Genomic DNA, 1,748 nt, shown 5'->3' with positions numbered 1-1,748 from the left:
TCGCGGCCGGCGATCACCAGCGTGCGCGCGCCGATCTCGGGGAGCCGCTCACGCAGGTCGTACGCGGCCAGCGCGTCACAGCACGCGGCGTACGCGGCCGGGTCGGCGGCCCGCTGGTCGGCCACCAGCTCCGGCACGGTGAACCCGGGCGTGAACCAACGGGAGTTCGCGTTCTCGGCCAGCCAGTCCAGCCCCTCGCTCCGTACCCGCGCGGCCCGTTCCTCCCACGGCTTCGACCCGTTGAAGTGCGCCGAGGAACAGATGACGGCGAGCGACGACACCCGCTCCGGGTGGTGCACGGCGAGATGCAGACCGACCGCACCGCCCAACGACACGCCCGCGTAGGCGAATTGCCCGATCCCGAGGGAGTCGGCGAGCGCGAGAACCAGGTCGGCGAGGTCACCCACGGTCGCCCCGGGACCGATCAGACCGGGTGCCGAACCCCCGTGTCCTGGCAGGTTCCAGCGGATCACCCGGCGGGTGATGGAGAGTTCGGGCGCGACCTTGTCCCACAGGGCGTACGACGTGCCCAGCGAGGGCCCTAGCAGCAGCGGGGGAGCGGAAGCGGGCCCCTCGGCACGGAAGTCGAGCAGCTTCTCGGTCAACGTCGCTCCAGCGCACGGTCGGTGAGGGCTCCGGCGGAACCCGTGTAGCGGGCGGGGTCGGTGAGTGCGGAGAGGTCGAGATCCTTCAACTCTGGCTCTCCTGCCAGTAGTTCGGCCAACGGACGGTCCTCCGCGTACGTCCGCCGGGCGACCTCCGTGAGCAGCTCCTTCGCCCGGGCCCGCCCGAGCAGCGGCGCCAGCTCGGTCGACAGCCGCTCGGAGACGATCAACCCATGGGTGAGATCCAGGTGTTGACGCATTACGTCCGGGTGCACCCGCAGCCCCTCCGCGAGCTCGGCGGTATCGCGCGCAGCGCCCCCGACCAGCCGCAGCAACTCGCGCAACGGCTCCCACTCGGCGTGCCAGGCCCCGGCCGGCCGCTCGTCCTCCGCCACCAGCGAGCCGTACAGGACGGCCGCGAGCTGCGGCGCCCGGCGCGCGGCGGCGGCGATCAGGGTGGCCCGTACGGGATTCGCCTTGTGCGGCATGGCCGACGAACCCCCGCCGCTGCCCTCGGAGACCTCGGCGATCTCGGTGCGGCACAGCACGAGAACATCGGCGGCGACCTTGCCAAGCGCTCCCGCCGTGAAGGCCAGGCACCCGGCGAGATCGGCGATCGGCGTCCGCAGCGTGTGCCAGGGCAACAGCGGTGCGGCCAGCCCGAGTTCACGGGCGTACACGTCCGGCAGAGCGAGCGGGTCCTCGGCGCCGTATGCGGCGAAGGCCGCCAACGTGCCTGCCGCACCACCGAGTTGGACGGGCAGCCCGTCCCGTACGACCCGCACCCGGTCCCGCGCGTCGAGCACCAGCGACCGCCACCCGGCGGCCTTCAGCCCGAAGGCCGTCGGTACGGCGTGCTGGGTCAGCGTCCGGCCCGGCAGCGCGGTGTCGCGGTGGTCGGCGGCCAGCCGGGAGAGCGCACGCTCCGTGCGGGCGAGGTCGGCCAGGACCAGGTCCAGGGTGCGGGCGGCGACCAGCATCGTCGCGGTGTCCATGATGTCCTGGCTGGTCGCGCCCCGGTGGACATACGGGCCGTACTCCCCACCGACCGCCTCCGTCAGATCCGCGACCAGCGGAATCACCGGGTTCCCGCCGGCGCGAGCGCGCTCCGCGAGGGACCGTACGTCGAAGCGGCCCACGTCG

2 protein-coding genes are annotated in these 1,748 nt (G+C 73.2%); both read right to left on the bottom strand.

Features of this window, described 5'->3' with window-relative positions:
* Nucleotides 1-605, bottom strand: a 605-nt coding sequence (locus R6V09_RS52365; RefSeq protein WP_317888437.1) for an alpha/beta fold hydrolase, incomplete at its 3' end; no start/stop codon positions are given.
* A partial coding sequence (gene pcaB / locus R6V09_RS52360; RefSeq protein WP_317888436.1) for a 3-carboxy-cis,cis-muconate cycloisomerase occupies nucleotides 602-1,748 on the bottom strand: 1,147 nt, incomplete at its 5' end. The genes R6V09_RS52365 and pcaB, both read right to left, overlap by 4 nt.

Origin of the sequence: Streptomyces sp. W16 (genome assembly GCF_033194735.1) — a bacterium.
Taxonomy (GTDB): Bacteria; Actinomycetota; Actinomycetes; order Streptomycetales; family Streptomycetaceae; genus Streptomyces.
Note: the sequence above shows the minus strand (reverse complement) of the source record. Positions and strands in the feature narration are given on the sequence as shown.